8 protein-coding genes are annotated in these 17,405 nt (G+C 72.7%); 3 read left to right on the top strand and 5 right to left on the bottom strand.

What is annotated here, in order from left to right; all coding sequences use genetic code 11:
* Window positions 1-13 precede the first annotated feature (13 nt).
* Window positions 14-1,675, top strand: a complete 1,662-nt coding sequence (locus KV100_RS07135) for a 4Fe-4S binding protein (RefSeq protein WP_220342155.1) — start codon at window positions 14-16, stop codon at window positions 1,673-1,675.
* Between the two features lie 33 nt (window positions 1,676-1,708).
* On the opposite strand, the gene KV100_RS07130 is transcribed toward KV100_RS07135, so the two are convergent.
* The 3 genes from KV100_RS07130 to KV100_RS07120 form a co-directional block, all read right to left on the bottom strand.
* Window positions 1,709-3,241 carry an AMP-binding protein gene (locus KV100_RS07130; RefSeq protein ID WP_220342154.1) on the bottom strand — a complete coding sequence of 511 codons (1,533 nt, stop codon included), beginning with the start codon at window positions 3,239-3,241 and terminating at the stop codon, window positions 1,709-1,711.
* 108 nt (window positions 3,242-3,349) lie between these two features.
* Window positions 3,350-3,559: a biotin/lipoyl-binding carrier protein gene (locus tag KV100_RS07125; RefSeq protein ID WP_220342153.1), complete on the bottom strand. Its 210-nt coding sequence runs from the start codon at window positions 3,557-3,559 to the stop codon at window positions 3,350-3,352.
* Window positions 3,546-5,066 (bottom strand): acyl-CoA carboxylase subunit beta, encoded by a 1,521-nt coding sequence (locus tag KV100_RS07120; RefSeq protein WP_220342152.1) that lies wholly within the window; start codon window positions 5,064-5,066, stop codon window positions 3,546-3,548. The genes KV100_RS07125 and KV100_RS07120 overlap by 14 nt, the downstream gene beginning before the upstream one ends.
* 231 nt (window positions 5,067-5,297) lie before the next feature.
* On the opposite strand from KV100_RS07120, the gene KV100_RS07115 reads away from it, so the two are divergent.
* Both KV100_RS07115 and KV100_RS07110 read left to right on the top strand, forming a co-directional pair.
* Window positions 5,298-6,809, top strand: coding sequence for a S8 family serine peptidase (locus KV100_RS07115; protein ID WP_220342151.1), 1,512 nt, complete (start codon window positions 5,298-5,300; stop codon window positions 6,807-6,809).
* A gap of 120 nt (window positions 6,810-6,929) precedes the next feature.
* A complete protein-coding gene (locus KV100_RS07110; RefSeq protein ID WP_220342150.1) occupies window positions 6,930-7,556 on the top strand; it encodes a TetR/AcrR family transcriptional regulator in 627 nt (208 codons plus the stop codon).
* A gap of 223 nt (window positions 7,557-7,779) precedes the next feature.
* On the opposite strand, the gene KV100_RS07105 is transcribed toward KV100_RS07110, so the two are convergent.
* Window positions 7,780-8,175 (bottom strand): holo-ACP synthase, encoded by a 396-nt coding sequence (locus tag KV100_RS07105; RefSeq protein WP_220342149.1) that lies wholly within the window; start codon window positions 8,173-8,175, stop codon window positions 7,780-7,782.
* Window positions 8,172-17,345 carry a polyketide synthase gene (locus KV100_RS07100; protein WP_308291373.1) on the bottom strand — a complete coding sequence of 3,058 codons (9,174 nt, stop codon included), beginning with the start codon at window positions 17,343-17,345 and terminating at the stop codon, window positions 8,172-8,174. Before KV100_RS07100 ends, KV100_RS07105 begins: the two co-directional genes overlap by 4 nt.
* Between the last annotated feature and the right edge of the window lie 60 nt (window positions 17,346-17,405).

The following is a 17,405-nucleotide window of genomic DNA, read 5'->3' as shown; positions in this document are numbered from 1 at the left end:
GCGAGGACCCTCGATGGCCTACGCGGTCACGCAGAGCTGCTGCAACGACGCGACCTGCGTGTCGGTCTGCCCGGTCAACTGCATCCACCCCACCCCCGAGGAGCGTGCCGCGGGAGTCGGCGGCCTCTCGGAGATGGTCTTCGTCGACCCCGACACCTGCATCGACTGCGGGGCGTGCGCCGACGCGTGCCCGGTGGGCGCGGTCCTCCCGGTCGACCTGCTCCGCGGCCCCGACACCGTGTTCGCCGACCTCAACCGCCAGTACTACGAGGCGCACCCGGAGTCGGCCACCTGGGACGCGCTCGCCTTCCCGGTCGCACCGCCGCAGGGCTCCGGGCCCTTCCGGGTCGCCGTCGTCGGCACCGGTCCCTCGGCCGCCTACACCACCCGGGCGCTCCTCACCGGGTCCCCTGCCACCGTCACGATGATCGACCGGCTGCCTGTCGCCGGAGGGCTGCTCCGCTCCGGCGTCGCGCCGGACCACCCGCAGACCAAGCGCATCGAGGACACGTTCGCGTGGACGTACGACCACCCGCGCGTCAGCGTCCAGCTCAACGTCGCCGTGGGTGCGGACGTCTCGCACGCCGAGCTCCTCGCCCACCACCACGCCGTCGTCTACGCGGTCGGGGCAGCGACGGACAAGACCCTCGGCATCCCCGGCGAAGGGCTTCCGGGCAGCGTGTCCGCCACCGAGGTCGTCGCCTGGTACAACGCTCAGCCCGACCGCGCACCGGTCGAGATCGACCTGTCGAGCCCGCGGGTGGTGGTCGTCGGCAACGGCAACGTGGCACTCGACGTCGCTCGCGTGCTGCTCACCGACCCGGAGGCGCTCGCGCGCACCGACATCGCGGACCACGCCCTGGAGGCGCTGCGGCGCAGTGCCGTACGAGAGGTGGTCGTGCTCGGACGGCGAGGACCCGAGGAGGCTGCGTACTCGCGTGCCGAGCTCGTCGGCATGCGCGCGATCGATGGCGTCGACCTCGTCGTGGCGGACCACCCCGCCACAACGGCAGCCGTCGACGCCGCTCCCGTGGGCAGCAAGGCGGCGATGCTGCGAGACGTCGGTCGCGTCGACGTCGCCTGGGAGGCCGATCCGCCACCGGGCAAGCGGGTGGTGCTCGCGTTCTGGACCGCGCCGGTCGCGCTCGACGGTGACGAGGCGATCACCTCCGTACGGGTCCGCGACACCACCGGGGACGACTCGTCGGAGCAGACGATCGTCGCCGGGACCGTGGTCCGCTCGATCGGCTACCGCGGCACCCCGGTGCCCGGCCTGCCGTTCGACGAGGTCACCGGCTCGGTCCCGAACGCCCGAGGGCGGGTGCTCGGTCGCGACGGGCAGCCGGTGCCCGGGGCGTACGTCGTCGGATGGATCAAGAGAGGGTCGAAGGGCGGGATCGGCGCCAACCGTGCCTGCGCCCAGGAGACGGTCGCGGCGCTGATCGAGGACGTCTCGGCAGGCCGGCTGCCCGAGCCCACCGGCTCCGCTCGCGACTTCCGCACCCTCCTGCGCAGGCGCCGCAGCGACGTCGTCGGGGTGAGGCGGATGCGGGCCATCGACCTCGCCGAGCGGCGCAACGGTGCCCTGGAGGGTCGGCCCCGCCGCAAGTTCGCGACCGTGCCCGAGCTGCTCGCCGCCGCGACCCCCGCGCGGTGGCTCGGCCGTCAACGGTGACGACCGAGCCGGCAAGCCGACGGCCGCGGGCGGTCAGTGGACCTGGCGCTGCTGGCCCTCCCAGTACGGCGCGCGCAGCTTGAACTTCTGCAGCTTGCCGGTCGCCGTACGGGCGAGCTCCTCGCGGAACTCGATCCGCTTCGGGCACTTGTAACCGGCGAGGTGCTGCCGCGTGTGCGCGATCAGGTCGCCCTCGCCCACCTCGCCGGCGTCGAGGTCGAGGACGACCAGGGCGGTGACGAGCTCACCCCACTTCTCGTCCGGGATGCCGATCACGGCCACCTCGCGTACGGCCGGGTGCAGCATGAGCGCGTCCTCCACCTCGATCGAGGTGACGTTCTCGCCGCCGGAGATGATGACGTCCTTCTTGCGGTCGGCGATCATGAGGTGGCCGTCCTCGATCGTGCCGCCGTCGCCGGTGTGGAACCAGCCGTCGGCCAGCGCGACGGCCGTCGACTCAGGGTTGTCCCAGTAGGCCTCGAGGTTGTGGTTCGACTGCGCCAGCACCTCACCGGTGTCGTCGATCATGATGCGTACGCCGACGGCGGGGGCACCGGCCCGGCCGAGGAGGCGGGCCTGCTCCAGCGGCTCGAGGTCGTCCCACTCCTCGCGCATGCGGCTCATCGTCAGCAGGGGCGCGGTCTCGGTCAGCCCGTAGATCTGGATGAACTCCCAGCCGAGCTCGCCGCGCACCCGTTCGATGGTGCGGGTCGGGGGAGGGGCGCCGGCCACGATGATGCGGACGCGGTCCCGGCCCGGGATCTCGCCGTCCCACGTCTTCGCTGCGTCGAGCACGGCCTGGACGACGGCGGGGGCGGCGCACATCACCGTGACGCCGTGGCGCTCCACCCGCCGGAGGATCTCGGCCCCGTCGATCTTGCGGATCACCACGTGCCGTCCGCCCATCCCGGTCACCGCGTACGGCATGCCCCAGCCGTTCGCGTGGAACATCGGCAGCGTGTGCAGGTAGACGTCACGATCGCTGATGCTCGTCTGCCAGCCGAAGATGCTGGCGTTGGTCCACAGGTTGCGGTGCGTCAGCTGGACGCCCTTGGGTCGTGCGGTGGTCCCGGACGTGTAGTTGATGGTCGCCGTCGCAGACTCGTCACCCTCCCACGGCTCGGGCTCGCCCCGGGTCGCCCACATCGCCTCGTCGTCCTCGCCGAGCACGAACGTGTGCTCGGCCGTGACCGAGTCGAGCAGCCCGCGGATCTCGGGGTCGACCATCAGCACCGCCGCGCCGCTGTGCTCGACGATGTAGGCGATCTCGGCAGGCGCGAGACGGAAGTTGATCGGGACGAGGACGCGGCCCCACCCGGAGACGCCGAAGAACGACGCGAGCAGCCGTGCGGAGTTCTGCGAGACGATCGCGACCCGCGCGCCCTGCGGCACCCCGAGGTCGTCGAGGTAGGCGGCCTGCGACCGCGCGCGACGCCCGAGCTCGGCGTACGTGACCTCGCCCCAGGACGGCGCAGGCTGGTCCGGCTCGTCCACGACGCCGATCCGCTCCGGATAGACGGTGACGGCACGGTCGAGGAAGTCGCGGACGGTCAGCGGGAAGAACATCGAGCACCTCGTACGGTCGGCGGCCGGGACGCAGGTCGTGTGACCCTGATCACGTCCTATCACGCCGCCCGTGCCGCGTGAACGCGTACGAGCCGGAGAGCGCGGCCGTCAGCCGATCTCCGCGATGACGTCGCCCTCCTGGACGATCTCGCCCTCGCGGACGCGGAGCCGGACCGTGCCCGGCTCCGCGGTGTGCACCGGGATCTCCATCTTCATCGTCTCGAGCACCGCGACCACGTCGCCGGCGGCGACGCGGTCACCCTCCCGGGCAACCAGTCGCCACACGTTGCCCACGATCTCGGCCCTAGCGGCGTACACGCGCACCCCCGCCGCGGCCGCTCTCCTCGAAGCCCAGCGTCGCCAGGGCGTCGACCAGGCGGTCACGGGTTTCCTCGGGGAGGATCACGTCGTCGACGATGCCCGCCTCGGCCGCCACGTACGGGCGAGCGACGTTCTCCCGGTACTCGGCCGCCAGCTCGTCGCGCACGGCGATCGGGTCCTCCGCGTCGCGCAGCCGGCGGCGGTGCAGCAGCGCCACCGCGCCGCCGGGTCCCATCACGGCGATCTCCGCCCCGGACCACGCCCACGAGTAGTCGGCGCCGAGCGAACGCGAGCCCATCGCGATGTAGGCGCCGCCGTACGCCTTGCGGACGACGACCGTGAGCAGCGGCGACGTGGTCTCGACGTACGCCTTGAGCAGCTTGGCGCCGTGCGTGATCACGCCACGGGACTCCTCGACCGTGCCGGGCAGGAAGCCGGGCACGTCCACGAAGGTCACCACGGGCAGCCCGAACCGGCCGCAGAACTCGATGAACCGTGCCGCCTTGACCGACGACTTCGCGTCGAGGACCCCGCCTCGCGATGCCGGCTGGTTGGCCAGCACGCCCACCGGCCGGCCGTCGAGGTGGCCGAACAGCGTGAGGATGCTCGGCGCGTGCGCCGGCATGAGCTCGAGGCGCGGGCCGTGGTCGAGCACGCCGTCCAGCACGTCGCGCATGTCGAAGACCACGCTCGCCTTGTCCGGGACGACGTACGGCAGCCGCTCGGCCGCCACCGGGTCGGGTCGGCGCGCGGCGACGACCGGCATCGGGGCGCCGACGTGGGAGGGCAGGTACGAGAGCAGCAGGCGCGTCGCGTGGAACGCCTCCTCCTCGTTGGTGACCTCGAGGTGCGCGACGCCGCTGGTCTCGGTGTGCATCTGCGAGCCGCCGATGTCCTCGGCGCTCGCGTCCTCCCCGGTGGTCGCCTTCACGATGTCCGGTCCGGTGAGGAACATCTGGCCCTGCTCGCGGACCATGATCGTCCAGTCGGTGAGGGCGGGGGAGTACGCCGCGGCGCCGGCGCACGGGCCGAGGATCAGCGAGATCTGCGGGATGCGTCGCTGTGCGTGGACGTTGAGGGCGAAGATCTCGCCACAGCCGTGCAGCGCCAGGATCCCGTCGTGGATGCGCGCGCCGCCGGAGTCGTTGACGTACACGATCGGGTATCCCCGGTCGATCGCGAAGCGTTGAGCCTTCTGCACCGTCTCGGCCATCACGGCGCCGATGGCGCCGGACGCGACAGCAGCGTCGTGGCTCGCGATCACGACCCCACGGCCGTCGACACGACCCCAGCCGATCACGACCCCTGCACCCTTGCCGTCACCGTCGACGCGCATCGGGGTCATCTCGACGAACGACCCGGCGTCGACGAGCATCTCGGCACGCTCGCGAGCGGTGTATTCACGCCGTCCGCGCGGCTCGACGCGGCGGAAACGCTCCTGCCGACGACGGGCGAGACGGGCGCGGTGATCGGAGGTTGCGGTCTCCGTGTTGATCGTGGTCAACTCGGTCTCCTAAAACATGAGGGAAGCCTCAGGACTTCTACAAAGATGAGGGGTACCTCATGTTTTTGTCAACCCGAGTCGTCCTGTGTCATGGATCACCCCGGTGACCAGCGTCGGGCGAACCCTCGGTCTACGGTTGCGTCACACAAGCAACTCCCCCGAGAAGGCCCCAAGCCCATCACAGCGGTCGGGCCGGATCGTGGACCGAAAAGCAGCGGAGGACACCACCTCATGGTCAGTTCCACATCCCCACTCTCTCCTCGCCGATCTCGACGGCCCCTCGCCGCCGCGACCCTCTGCGGCATCGGCCTGGTCGCCGCCGCACTCACCGCTGGCCCGGCAGTCGGAGCCTCGGCGCCGTCGAGCGCGGCGAGCGCCTCGTCGCTCGCCGCGCCGGTCGCCGTCGCCGACGGCGAGCTGATGAGCTACGTCGTCAACAGCAAGCCCAACCCGGGGCAGACCCGTCTCGCCGAGCGCGCGGTCCGCGACGCCGGTGGCACGGTCATCCAGTCCTGGCCGCAGATCGGTGTCGTCGTCGCCCACTCGACGTCGGCCGACTTCCGCGAGGACGTCGTCGACGTCGCGAAGGGACACGCCGTCCAGTCGGTCGGCGCGACCCGTACGGCCGCGGTCAAGACGCCCGCCGAGGAGGCGCCGCAGCCTCGCTCGCTCGCGCGCAGCACCGACACCCGGTCCGCGTTCGAGATCCGCCAGGGTGTTTCCGCCACCGAGGTCGTGGAGGCGGACCCGCTCGAGGCGCAGCAGTGGGACATGACCCAGATCAAGGCCGACGTCGCGCCCGACGGCAGCCGCGACGTCACCGTCGGCGTGCTCGACAGCGGCATCGACGACACCCACCCCGACCTCGCGCCCAACGTGGACGCCAAGAACTCGGTCGGCTGCACTGCGTACGGCGTCCCGGACACGAGCCGCGCCGCCTGGATCCCGACGACCAGCGACCATGGCACGCACGTCGCCGGCACGATCGCCGCGGCCAAGAACGGTGTGGGCATCGTCGGGGTCGCGCCGAACTCGATGATGACGTCGATCAAGGTCGTCGACGACGACGGCTACATCTACCCCGAGTACGCCGTCTGCGGCTTCGTCTGGGCCGCTGAGCACGGCGTCGACGTGACCAACAACAGCTACTACATCGATCCGTGGATGTTCTGGTGCAGCAACGATCCTGACCAGGCCGCCGCCAAGGAGGCCGTCCGTCGCGCCGTCTCGTACTCCGAGCGCAACGGGGTCGTGAGCGCTGCCGCCGCCGGCAACGCCAACTACGACCTGGCCAACAAGACGACCGACACCACGAGCCCGAACGACACGACGCCGGTGACGCGTCAGATCGACGAGGGCTGCGAGGACCTCCCGGCCGAGCTGCCGGGTGTCGTGACGGTCGCCTCGAACGACCAGGCTGAAGCCAAGTCGACCTTCTCCAACTACGGCGACGGCGTGATCGACGTGACCGCGCCGGGCAGCCGGATCCTCTCGACCGTCCTCAACGGCGGTTGGGGACTCAAGTCCGGCACCTCGATGGCCTCGCCGCACGTCGCTGGCGTGCTGGCGCTGCTGAAGGCGTCGCACCCCAAGGCGACGCCGGCGGAGCTGGTCGCGCTCCTGCGTGCCCAGGCTGACGACAAGCCGTGCCCGATCGACACCCGTTGCACCGGCACGCCGGCCTACAACGGCTTCTTCGGTGACGGCCTCGTCGACGCGCTGGACGCCACTGCGGCTCGCTGACGACGATCGCGGCGCGGCACGGCCCTCACGGGGCGTGCCGCGCCGTTCGTCTGCAAACCGCGTTTGCATCATGTGTCGCGCCTCCCACGCCGAAACCTACGCATCGGTAGGGTTGATGGTGTGAACGCGACCATCGAGATTCTCGAGCCGCGGCGGAGGCCGACGCAGGAGCGGAGTCAGAAGAAGTTCGATCTGATCCTGCAGACGTCGCGCGACCTCCTGCTGGAGGTCGGTTTCGAGTCGTTCACGCTCGAGGAGGTCGCCAACCGCGCGGGCATCCCGATCGGCACGATCTATCAGTTCTTCCAGAACAAGTACGTCGTCGTCTGCGAGCTCGACCGCCAAGACGTCGTCGCAGTGCGCGCGGAGCTCGCCCGCCTCGCCGCCGAGCTGCCCACCCTCGACTGGCTCCGGCTCCTCGACCAGCTCGTGGACCACATCGCCGCGCTCTGGGTCACCGACCCGTCGCGCCGTGCGGTGTGGCACGCCGTGCAGTCCACGCCCGCGACGCGAGCGACCGCGGCGCTGACCGAGCGTGAGCTGGCCGCCGACGTCGCCCATGTGCTCGCGCCGCTCACGCCGAAGACCCCCCGCGCACGTCGCAAGATCGTCGCCGAGGTCCTCGTCCACGTGGCGTACTCGATGCTCAACTTCTCGATCCGCGACGGTCAGGAGCATGCCGAGGCCGTGATCGAGCTCAAGCGCCTCCTCGGCTCGTACCTGCTCGCCGCCGAGCAGTCCGGCTGACCTCACCCTCTTCCTCCGCTCGCGGGTCACTCTCTGGCACTCGCGGGTCACTCTCTGGCACTCGCGGGTCACTGGCACGGTGACCCGCGGCCGCCACACGGTGACCCACCGCCGCCACACGGTGACCCGCGAGCGGCAGACAGTGACCCGCGGGCGGCAGGCGGTGACCCGCGGGCGGCGCGCGGTGACCCGCGGGCGGCAGAGAGTGACCCGCGAGCGGAGGTCAGGCGGCGGTGAGGACGACGTACGCGATCGCGTAGTCGCCGTCGTGCGACAGCGACACATGCAGGGCCGCCGCGTCGAGATGCTCGCGTACGGGGGAGTGCAGCACGATCCGCGGCCGCCCCCAGAGGTCCTTCACGACCTCGATCGCGGCCAGCGCCTCGCTCTCGTCGACGACGGGCGGGGAGCCGTGCAAGGAAGCCGACCAGGCCTTGACGACGGCCTCCTTGGCCGCCCACCGCGCCGCGAGGTGACGCGTACGGTCGGCCGAGCCGTCCGCCGCGTCACCTCGCTCGCCGGGGGTGAACAGCTCGGCGAACCGGGTTCCCGGCTGCGCGAGCTGTTCTCCGAACGACGGGACGTGGACCAGGTCCACGCCGACGCCGAGCACGCTCATCGCGTGCGCGGTCCGCCGTCCGCGACGTCACCCACCCCCCTGGCGACGTTCCCCGATCCCGGTGCGGGCGGTTCGACGACGGCGGAGGCGTTCCCAACCCCGACCGCGTACGTGCCGTCCGCACCGAGTCGTGCCTGCGGGTCGAGGAGGATCGAGGCCTCCCGCTCCCGCGCGTCGGAGTCACCGAGGCGGCGTCCGACCGGGCGCTGGTACGGGGCAGGGCCGCCATACATCGCCCGCACGAGCCGCAGGCGACCCGAGATCTCCCGCGCCCGCGACGCCCGCTCGTACTCCTCGCGCTCGTCGGCGTCGAGCGTCGCGAGGAACGCCTCCGGGTGCGCGATGGCGACCAGCGCCGCGACGTGGCCGAACCCGAGGCTCGTGACCAGCCCGGCCCGCATCGGCGCCGGCGCCGGCAGCGCGTCGCGGAGCCACACCAGGTGCGGGTTCTCGTCGAGCACGTCGTCGACGCAGTCGAGGCTCCGGTTCGGCGGCAGCACCTGGCTGCCGAGGACCTGGCAGAGCCCGATCGCCTGGAACGCCGCCGCGCCACCCTTGGAGTGTCCGGTCAGCGCCTTCTGCGACAGGACGAAGAGCGGGTTGCCCTCGGAGCGCCCGAGCGACGCGGCGATCCGCTCGTGCAGCTCGGACTCGTTGGGATCGTTGGCTGCCGTGGAGGTGTCGTGCTTGGACACCACCGCCACGTCGTCCGCGGCGAGACCGAGCGTCGCGAGCCCGCGCGCCAGCGGCGACTGCGCGCCACCGCGGGCCGCGGCCAGCGCACCCAGGCCCGGTGCCGGGATCGACGTGTGGACGCCGTCAGCGAAGGAGCCCGCGTACGCGACCACACCGAGGACCGGCAGCCCCATCCGGAGCGCCACGTCGCCGCGGGCGAGCAGCACCGTGCCGCCCCCCTGCGACTCGACGAACCCGCCGCGTCGCCGGTCGTTGGCCCGGCTGACGTAGCGAGGGTCGATGCCCTTGGCGAGCATCACGCCGGAGTCGGCGGTCGCGGACATGTCGGCGAATCCGACGATGCCTTCCGTCGACAGGTCGTCGAAACCTCCCGCGACCACGAAGTCGGCCTTGCCGAGCCGGATCTTGTCAGCGCCCTCCTCCATCGAGACCGCCGCCGTGGCGCAGGCGGCGACGGGGTGGACCATCGACCCGTACCCACCGACGTACGACTGCATGACGTGCGCCGCGATGACGTTCGGCAGCGCCTCCTGGAGGATGTCGTTCTGCTTGGCCTCGCCGAGCAGCGTGTCGACGTAGAGCGAGCGCATCGACGTCATGCCGCCCATGCCGGTGCCCTGGGTGCTCGCGACCGCCGCGGGGTGGACCCAGCCCATGAGCTCGGCAGGGCTGAACCCGCTGGAGAGGAACGCGTCCACGGTGCAGACGAGGTTCCAGACCGCGACCCGGTCCAACGACTCGAGCATCTCAGCCGGGACGCCCCACACGGTGGGGTCGAAGCCGGTCGGGATCTGGCCGCCGATCGTCCGGGTCAGCGCGAGACGCCGCGGGACGCGGATCTCGGTGCCCGCCCTGCGCGTCACCGTCCAGTCGCCGTCGGAGCCCGGTGCGATGACCGTACGGCCGGGGTCGGCGTCATACATCGCCCGCGCGGCGGCCTCGTTGCCGACCGAGAACGTGAGGTCCTCGTCGAGGTAGGCCCGAGCGAGCAGGGGCGTCGAGGCGTCGACGAGCGCGCCGTCGTCGGCGTAGCGACGGATGCCGCACCGCTCGACCACTTCGTCGTGGTAGCGCTCGTGGAGCTCGGGCTCGGTGACGGGCTCGCCCGACGCGACGTCGTACCAGCCGCCGTTGTCCCAGGCCACCAGGCCGGTGGACCAGGCGAGCTCGAGCACGCCCGCGGCCGACAGCTCCTCGGACACCTCGTACTCGAACCGCGTGCGCGCCGACCCGTACGGCCCCAGCTCGCCGGCGCCCACGATGACCACGAGGTCTTCGGGGCGGGCCGAGATGCTGGGCCAGGGCACGTCAGGACGCGCAGGCAGCTGCGCCGGCGACGGCGCGAGCGCCGCGATCCTCACGGAGTCGTCGGACTCCGTCGGCACACCGGTCGCACCGACCGCGTCGGCCGCGTCCCGGGCCAGCGCGCCGAGGTCGACGTCGGCCTCGCCCAGCCCGCCGGTCAGGTCGACGGTCACCGGCGCCGTACGCGCCTGAGCGCGGGCCTGCGGTGTCGCCCGCTCGAGCAGAGCCTCGGCCATCTCGTCGGTCGACCAGGTACGGACTCCCGCCTGCTCGACCGCCTCGACGAGCGGGTCGTTGGCCCCCATCAACCCGGTCCCGCGGACCCAGCCGATGATCGCGTGGACGAGCGAGACGCGGTCGCTCCAGGTGGCCTCGCTGGACCACTTCGCGGTGACGGCGTCGAGCGCGGCCTTCGCCTCGCCGTACGCCCCGTCGCCACCGAAGGTGCCCCTGTTCGGGGAGCCCGGCAGCACCACGTGCAGCGTGGACGCGAGGTCGTGGGCGCGGCCCGTGGTGGCGAGTGCGGCGATGAGCCGCTCGACCGACCAGAGCAGGATCCGCATGTCGACCTCGGAGCGGGAGCCGACCTCCGTGAGGTCACCGGCGACCCGCCCCGCGGCGAACGGGAAGAGCAGCGTGGGCGTCAGCGCAGCCTTGACCACCGTGGTGGCGCCACCGGCGGACGTGGTCTGCTCCTCGCTCACCCACGACGCGAGCGCGTCGACGTCGGCGAAGGACGCGAGGTTGGCCGGGACGACCCAGAGGCGTGCCCCGGCGCGGGCGTGCGTGCGGTACAGCTCCTTGAACGCCCGCAGCTTGGACTGGTCGAGCCGGGACGTGGTCGCGACGACGGTGGCGCCGCCACCGAGCAGCCGACCGACGACCGATGCGGCGATCGACCCGGTGCTGGCTCCGGTGACGACGACGACGTCGTCGGCCCAGTCCCCGGGTGTGGTGTCGAGCGCTGCCTCCGCGACCGTGGTCAGCCGCTCGGCGACGCCGGTGTCGTCGGTCCGTGAGGCCCACCACCGTGCCTGCGCTGCGACGTCCTCGCCGGCGCCGACGAAGGTCTCGACCGTGGCCGTGACGTCGTCACCCGCGGCGATCCGCGCGACGTCCTCGCGGGCGCTGGCCCACCGGTCGTCGAGCAGCACCGCGCGTCGTGCGTCGAAGGCGGGGGTCGTCAGACGGGCCCAGTCGCTGCCGAGCTCGGCCTCGACCTGCGCCAGCACCGCGGCGTCGGTCGCGTGGTCGCCGGCGTCAGCCACCGCGCCGGCGCTCGACAGTCCCAGCCTCCCGAGCAGGTGGCGAGCGGTGGAGGCGAGCACCCCGTCGGGCCCCGTGATCTCCGCCGTGATCTCACCGAGGGCAGCGGCGTCGACGGTGACGTCGGCGCCACCGGCGCTCGGCATCGCGACGGCGACACCATGCCGGGCGCCGACGGCCGCGACGGCGGCGTCCACCGCGCTGTCGAGCTCCGCGGCGCTGGTCGGCGCCCCGAGCTCGCCGAAGGCTCCGCCCCGTACGCTGCTGCCCTCGCGGGTCGCGAGGGCGAGCTCCGCGACCACGTGGCTGGCCCAGCCCGGTCCGAGCTGCCACACGCCGGTGACGCGGTCGGTGATCGCCGACTGGCGCTTGCCCGTGGGGCCGAGGACCTTGGCGAGATGGTCGCCGAGGGCGGTGGACAGCACCGGGCCGAACGGCTTGTACGCCCGGGCGAGGCCCTTGACCTGGCCCGACAGGGTCGGCAGGTCCGCGTCGGCGGCGCCGTCGATGGCGCCCAGCGAGAGCTCGCCGCCGAGGTCGACGAGCAGCTGGTTGCGCCGCGAGGACGCGCCGTCGCAGAGCGACTCGATCGAGTCGGCCGCACCGATCTGGTCGAGGCGCATCTTGGTCCACCAGGCCAGCAGCACCGTCGTCGCGTCGGCGGCGTCGAAGGACAGGTCAGCCGGTCGGTCGGCGCTCGGGGCCGGCGCTGCGACGGGGGAGGGCCCCGCGGCAGCACCGGCGGTCTGGGGGGCGCCGGCCGCGGCCGCCGACTCCTCGACGGTGTCCGACGGGTCCTCCGACACCGGTTCCGGGTCGGTGTCGGTCGCGAAGACGACGGCCTGCTCGCGCTCGATGTTGACGACCTCGACCGAGCGGTGCGGTGCGCTCGGGAGCTTGAGCGTCGCCGAGGCGAGATTCGCGACGGTCGGTGCGTTGGCGACCCCGACCTCCACGAAGCGCTCGACACCGAGGTCGCCGAACATGAGGTCCTGCGTCTCGATCCAGCGCACGGGGCTGGCGAACTGCCAGGCCAGGAGCTCGACGAGCAGGCACCGTGCCAGGCGGCCCGGGTCGGCGGCCCATGCGTCGTAGTCGGCGAGGACCTCCTCCAGCGGCGCGGACGGCACGGTCGCGGCGACCTCGGCGATGAAGCCCCGGTCGAGCGTGAACGGCCGCGGGACCAGGTTCGGGACATAGCGACCGAGCAAGATCGACGGGTCGATCGTCTCGGGGAGCAGCTCCTCGAGACGCGCCCGGAAGTCCGGCACGCCACCGCGGAGCACGGTCGAGTGGAAGGGCACGTCGATGCCCGGCACCAGGATGAACGCCGCCTTGCCGCCGAACGCCGCGCGGCGTCGTGCGATCTCCTCTTCGAGGATCTCGAGGCCGCGGACGGTTCCGGCGATGGCGTACTGCGAGCCGCGGAGGTTGTAGTTCACGATCTCGAGGAACTCGCCGGACTCCTGCGACACACCCTCGACGAACGCCGCGACGTCGGAGTCCGCCAGCCCGATCTGGCTCGGGCGGATGGCGGCCAGGCGGTAGTCGCTCCGGCCCTCGGCGTCGCGGGGGACCAGCGCGTGCATCACCGATCCACGCTGGAACACGACCTCGATCACGGCCTCGAGGCTGATCACGCCCGAGACGGCCGACAGCGCGTTGTACTCACCGACCGAGTGGCCCGCCAGCACCGCGTCCTCGACGAACGCCCCGGCCTCACGGAGCTCGGCGATCTGCGCCGAGCCGAGGACGGCCATCGCGACCTGGGTGAACTGCGTGAGGAACAGGACGCCGTCGGGGTGCCGGTGCGTGACGCCGTCGGCGACGACCACGGTCGGGTTGTCCTGGACGACGGTCAGGATGGAGAAGCCCAGCGCCGTACGGGTGTGGGCGTCGGCGCGGTCCCAGATCTCCCGCGCGGCCTTGCTGCGCCGGTATCCCGCCATGCCCATGCCCGGGTGCTGGATGCCCTGGCCGGGGAACGCGTAGGCCGTGCGGGGCGCGGCGATGCGCGCGGTGGCTGCGAGCACGAGCTCGCCCTCGCTGCGGCCGGTGATCTCGAGGATCTCCGCGCCGGCGTCGAGACCGGTACGCACGGCCGTCAGGTCCACCGTCGCGCCCAGCCGGACGGGCGCCAGGAACCGTGTCGTCCAGCCGTCCACGCGGCGGTCACCGAGCATCTGCTGCGCGGTCGCCGACAGCCACATGCCGTGGACGATCGGATCGCCCAGGCCGGCCAGGCGGGCGGCGGCGGCGCTGGTGTGGATCGGGTTGTGGTCACCGGTGACCGCGGCGAACGCCCGCATGTCGGTGTGGGCGACGACCGACCGCTTCGCCCGCGTACGACGCGGGGTGTCGGTCACGGCGCCGCGCGCCGCGCCACCGGCGATGACGGGGTCGCCCAGGTCGGCGGCGCCGGTGCGGCCGCGGATCGCGAAGCGCTCGCGCAGGGTCGCGAGCTCGTGGGAGTCCGTGCACACGTCCACGTCGATGGTCACGACGCGGCCGACGCCTGCGTCCTCGACCCCGACGAGGCGCGCCTCGACGCTCAGCGTGGCGCCGCCGTGCGGAAGGTCGTCAGCGAGCCGGATCGCGTGGTCGAGATGGACGAGGTCGAGCATGCCCTCCACGACGTCGACGTCGGAGCCCGGTGCGCGGGTGCCGGCGAGGACGGCGAAGACGGCAGGCCAGGCGAGGCCGACCAGCGCGTCGGGTGCGGGGCGACCGCTGCGAGCGACCGCTCCGCCGGTGACGGCGGCGTGGTCGGAGCCGAGGTCGCCCGACCAGCGCACGGTCGTACGGGCGACGCCGTCCCGCGCCTGCGGCAACGAGCCGCCCCCGGCGACCTCGACGAGGCAACGCATCGCCGCCACGGCGCTGTCGGCGGTGACGACCGGAGCAGCGCCGTCGGCGGCGTCGGCGACCTGGATGCGGACCGACAGCGAGCGGGTGCCGCCGAGCGGCACCTCCAGCACGGCGTCGGGGCCGTCGGTGCGCAGGACCGCTCCGGTCTCGGCGTGCTCGGCACGCGAGGGGTCGACGATGACCCAGTCGACGCCGAGACGGTGGACAGGGTTGCGGACCGTACGGCCAGCCCAGCTCACGTCGGGCGCGGCCAGGACCAGCCCGAGCACGTCGTCGGCGGCGTCGACGCGGCGACGCCCGGCGACGCGCGACTCGAGCGCACCGGCGGTCAGGACGTCGTCGACCGTCTCGTCCTCGAAGCGGCGCAGCAGGTCGGCGACCGGCTCGTCGACACGGGTGATCCCGCCGACGGCGACGGGACCGGGGATGACGCAGACCGCGTCGGCGCCGTAGCGCGCGTCATGGGCCTGCCACAGGGAGTCCGACCGGTACCAGCGGCGTACGTCGGCGTCGAGGACGGGCACGAACGGCACCGGCTTCCCCGGACGGCGGCACACCTCGACGAAGAAGGGGACGTCGCCGGGGTGGAGCGTCACCTCGAGGGCACGCGGGTAGGCGGTCAGCAGCGTGCCGATCGCGGCGTGCGGGTCACCGACCGACTCGGCGTCGGCGAACAGCGTCGGGATCTCGCCGTGGTCCTCGTCGGAGAGGCGTGCCTCCGCGCGCTGCACCATGGCGTGGAAGCGGTCGCGCAGCGTGACGTCGAGCCAGTTCTCGGCGCCGGCGCCGGTGATCTCGTTCTCGCCCGGCTCGGCACCGGCGAGCTCGGCGTAGCGTGCGAGCCACGCGGCGTACGTCATCGTCGTGACGTCACCGAAGTAGGGCTTGGCGGTCGCTGCGATCGCGGCGATGATCTCGTCGCGCCGGGCGGCCACGGCGTCGGCGTCTCCCGCGACCTCGTCGATGATGCGGCCTGCCCGCGAGGCGGCGTTGTCGATCTCGTGGATGTCGGCGCCGAGCTGGCTGCGCCCGGACGCCATGCCGGCGACGGCGCGGCCCGCACCGACCCAGTCCGGGGTGCCGGGTGTGTCGACGAGCAGCTGCTTGACCTGCGGAGAGGTGGTGGCTTCGAGGGCCGCCATCGCCGCGGTGCCGACGAGGATGCCGTCGAGCGGCATCGCCGGGTAGCCGTGGCGTCGCGCCCAGGCGCCGGTGAGGTAGGCCGACGCCGACTGCGGGGTGCCGATGCCGCCGCCGACACAGACGACGACGTTGTCCTGGGCCCTCAGCTGCGCATAGGTGGTGAGGAGCAGGTCGTCCAGGTCCTCCCACGAGTGGTGGCCGCCGGCCTTGCCGCCCTCGACGTGGACGACGACCGGGGTCGGCGCCGCCTCACGGGCGATCGCCAGCACCTCGCGGATCTGCTTGACGGTGCCGGGCTTGAAGACGACATAGGAGATGCCGGCCTCGCGGAGCTCGTCGACCAGCGCGACGGCCTCGGGGAGCTCGGGGATGCCGGCGCTGACGACGACCGCGTCGACGGCGGCACCGTTGGCCCGCGCGCGCTGGACGAGACGCTGCTGACCCAGCTGCATCTTCCAGAGGTAGGGGTCGAGATAGAGCGCGTTGAACGCGAAGGTACGGCCCGGGTCGAGGAGGCCCGTGAGCTCCTCGACGCGGTCGGTCAAGATGCCTTCGGTGACCTGCCCGCCGCCGGCGAGCTCGGCCCAGAATCCGGCGTTGGCGGCGGCCGCGACGATCGGAGCGTCCACGGTGGTCGGCGTCATACCCGCGAGCAGGATGGGAGAACGTCCGGTGAGACGCGTGAAGCGGGTCTCCAGCACGGTTCGGCCGTCGGGCAGCGTCACCGGCTTCGGGGCGTACGCCGACCAGGGGGTGGCTCGCCGCGGGGCAGCGCCGGGCGTGGTGAGGGTGCGCTGTCCGCGCCGGGTGGCGGGAGCGACGACGCCGACACCACGCGCCGTGGCCTCGTAGCCGGCGAGCATCGAGGCGAGGTCACCCGGACCGAGGTCGAGGATCCACTCCGCGCCGGTGTCGAGGGCAGACTCCAGGTCGCCGACCCAGTCGCCGGGGGCGATGACGGCGCGCGTGGCAACGTCACGGGACCAGTCGGGGTCGAGGCCGCAGGCGGTGGCCCACTCGGCGACGAGGTCGCCGGCCTCGGCCAGGCGGTGGTGGTGGAAGGCGGCGCGCGGCTCCAGCACCTCGAAGACGGGGGAGAACGGCGTGCCGCCGGTGAGCTTGCGGTCGCGGAGCGACGCCTGCGTCTGCGCCTCGCGCTCGAGGTGACGCTTGATCGTCACCAGGTCGTCGGCCGGGCCACTGAGGACGACCGAACGGCGGCCGTTGCGCAGGGCGACGTCGACGTCGACGTCGCTGACCTCCGCGAGCAGGCGCTCGACCTCGGCAGGGTCGACCCGCCGTACGGCGAGCATGGTGTCGCCGAGCAGGCCGCGGCGCTGGGCGGTGAGCTGGACGGCCGCGCCGACCAGACGGGCCAGGGCGAGGACCTCGGACGCGTCTCGTCCGGCCACAGCCTCGGCGGCGAGGACGCCCTGCGAGTGGCTCACGACCGCGGTGGGAGCGCTGGTCGCGGGGTCGAGACCCTGCAGGCGCAGCGCCTCGACGCCGGCGAACTGGGCGAGGAGGATGCCGGGGACGGACACGGCGGGCTGGGCCAGCAGGTCGGTGTCCGGGGCGGGGGGTGCCTCGTCGCTGGCGGCCGACTCGGCGACCGCGAGCGCGTCGGCCCACTCCAGCGGGGTGAACGGCAGCGGGATGCGGGAGATCTCGGGGCGCACCGGCGTGAGCAGGCGCTCGGCGCCCGCGCAGATCGCGTGCAGCTGCGGCCCCAGCGCGTAGGTGCGCAGGAGGTCGCTCAGCGGCTCGAGCCACGGGCTTCCCTGACCTCCGAAAGCGAGGGCGTACGGGGTCGCGTCGTTGAGCGCGTCGACCAGCCGGGTGCGGTGGTCGTGCGTCGTCGTCCGGGTGGTCGGGGTGTCGATGATCGTCACGAGTCCCTCGAGCCTTCCTGGTGGTGCGCGGTCGGGGCAGCCCTCATCATGACCCAAACA

Source organism: Mumia sp. zg.B21, from assembly GCF_019550855.1.
Classification (GTDB): domain Bacteria; phylum Actinomycetota; class Actinomycetes; order Propionibacteriales; family Nocardioidaceae; genus Mumia.
This window is presented reverse-complemented; position numbering and strand designations above follow the sequence as displayed.

Coding starts and splice junctions, on each gene's coding strand:
- KV100_RS07135 (WP_220342155.1), top strand. CDS start 14: ATGGCCTACGCGGTCACGCAGAGCTGCTGCAACGACGCGACCTGCGTG.
- KV100_RS07130 (WP_220342154.1), bottom strand. CDS start 3,241: ATGTTCTTCCCGCTGACCGTCCGCGACTTCCTCGACCGTGCCGTCACC.
- KV100_RS07115 (WP_220342151.1), top strand. CDS start 5,298: ATGGTCAGTTCCACATCCCCACTCTCTCCTCGCCGATCTCGACGGCCC.
- KV100_RS07105 (WP_220342149.1), bottom strand. CDS start 8,175: ATGAGCGTGCTCGGCGTCGGCGTGGACCTGGTCCACGTCCCGTCGTTC.